This window comes from Actinoplanes sp. NPDC048791, from assembly GCF_040650095.1.
In the GTDB taxonomy this organism is placed as follows: Bacteria; Actinomycetota; Actinomycetes; order Mycobacteriales; family Micromonosporaceae; genus Actinoplanes.
Genome location: NZ_JBEZGQ010000801.1, coordinates 1 through 2,042 on the forward strand (window position 1 = coordinate 1; position 2,042 = coordinate 2,042).

Consider the following 2,042-nt stretch of genomic DNA (forward strand, 5'->3'; position numbering starts at 1 on the left):
CCGGCGCGAAAGCGCCGGGGGCCGTTGTCTTTACTACTGGAATGTCTCGCTACGCCCTCCTCCTCGCGCCCTCCGCCAACCGCGTCTACGCCGACCAGGCCGGTCGACTCTCGCGGGCGGAGCTGGCCGCGTTCCGGCCCGTGCTCTCCTCGGAGGTGGCGGAGGTCGACGCCACCCGGATCGGCGGCGTGGAGTACCTGACGTTCACCGCGGACCTGCAGCCCCGTGACATCGCCTACCTGTCGAACATGTCGGCGGCCTACGCCCTGTTCGAGCGGGCCGGTGACGACCTGCTGCGGCCGCTGGAGCTGACCCCGCTGGCCCGCTACGACAGCGACCTGATCACCATCCCCAAGTACGCCGGCAAGACCAACGAGCAGTTCACCAAGCTGCTGCTCAACCTGACCCTGCTGGCCTCCGCCTCGCGCCGCCAGATGCTCGACGGGCACGTGATCGTCGGTGACTTCCTTGCGGGCCGCGGCACCACGCTCAACCAGGCGCTGATGTACGGCTACGACGCCATCGGCGTGGAGCTCGACGGCAAGGACGTCGAGGCGTACAAGCTGTTCCTGCAGACCTGGCTCAAGCGCAAGCGCCTCAAGCACACCGCCGAGCTCAACCCGGTCCGCCGGCAGGGCCGCAAGGCCGCCCGCCGGATGGAGATCACCATGGCGGCGAGCAAGGAGGACCACAAGGCCGGCGCGGTGCAGAAGGTGATCATGCTCAACGCGGACACCACCCAGCTCGACGGCCTGCTCCGGGCCAACTGCGTGGACGTGCTGGTCGTCGATCTGCCGTACGGCGTCGCGCACGGCAGCTACGAGGACGAGGGCGGCATGTCTCGGCGCCCGCTGGACCTGCTGGAGCGGGCCGTGCCGCAGTGGGTGCACCTGCTGCGTCCCGGTGGGGCCATCGGGCTGTCCTGGAACACCAAGGTGGCCCGGCGGGAGCTGGCCGAGGACATCCTGGTCGCCAACGGGCTGGCGCTGGTGCCGTACGAGGACCTGAGCCACCGGGTCGACCAGGGCATCGAGCGTGACGTGGTGGTGGCCCGGAAATCCAGCTGAATGGCACCGGGGTACCCGGGTACTCTCGCTCGCTGATGTATATCGAGACCGCACTCTTCGACCTGCTGCTGCCCGGCGACTCCCGTTCGCTCAAGCAGAAGCGTTCCTACCTCCGCCCGATCATCGCGATGCTGCGCAAGTACGAGGTCAGCGTCGCGGAGGTCGGCGACCACGACCTGCACGGCCGGGCCCAGATCGGGGTCGCCGTGGTCGCCGCCGAGCCGTCCCAGGCGCGCGCGGTGATCGACACGTGCGAGCACCAGATGGCCGGCCGGCCCGAGATCGAGCTGCTGTCGGTCCGGCGCCGGCTGCACGGTGACGACGACTGAGCAGTCCCGCCGGTGACCCCCGCGCACGACGCACCGACGCGGCGTTCGGGCCCCAGCGGTCATGGGTAGGCTTCAGGCGTTGGGCGGGGCGGTTTCGTCCCGGAGGCACGGTTGTCGGAGGTGGGCGATATGTCGGACCCGGCCAAGACGCGTCGGCACGCGGAGCGCATCCGCGAGCTGGTGGCATCGCTGGTGCGAGAGATCAAGGATCCCCGTCTCGGCATGGTGACGGTCACGGACGCCCGGATCACGGGTGATCTCCGCGACGCCCACGTCTACTACACCGTGCTCGGGGACCAGACGGAGCAGGCCGCGACCGCGGCGGCGCTGGACAGCGCCAAGGGCATGCTGCGCACCCGCGTCGGTCACGCCCTGGGCCTGCGGCACTCGCCGAGCCTCACGTTCGTGCTGGACAACGTCCAGGACAACGTCAAGGAGATCGACGAGCTGCTGGCCGCGGCCCGGCACCGCGACGCCGAGGTGCAGCGGCTGGCCGCCGGCAAGCAGTACGCCGGCGACCCGGACCCGTACAAGGCCGACGAGGACGAGGAAGACGAGGGGGGTGCGCGTGTAAGTCACTGTGGGGCGCGTCCTGCCTACCCACCTCATCCAGCCCGGATGACCTCGGCGTCAGCGGTTGCTGCCC

2 protein-coding genes and 1 pseudogene are annotated in these 2,042 nt (G+C 70.0%); all 3 read left to right on the forward strand.

The genetic code is table 11. From position 1 onward, the window contains the following. The first annotated feature begins 41 nt into the window (after window positions 1-41). On the forward strand, window positions 42-1,067 hold the full coding sequence (locus tag AB0C29_RS37335; protein ID WP_360830719.1) for an SAM-dependent methyltransferase: 1,026 nt from the start codon (window positions 42-44) through the stop codon (window positions 1,065-1,067). A 35-nt stretch (window positions 1,068-1,102) separates the two neighbouring features. Next, complete coding sequence (locus AB0C29_RS37340) at window positions 1,103-1,396, forward strand: DUF503 domain-containing protein (protein WP_360830722.1); 294 nt, start codon at window positions 1,103-1,105, stop codon at window positions 1,394-1,396. Window positions 1,397-1,525: 129 nt separating this feature from the next. Beyond that, window positions 1,526-1,951, forward strand: a pseudogene (gene rbfA, locus AB0C29_RS37345) (30S ribosome-binding factor RbfA); the annotation flags it as partial. Window positions 1,952-2,042 lie beyond the last annotated feature (91 nt).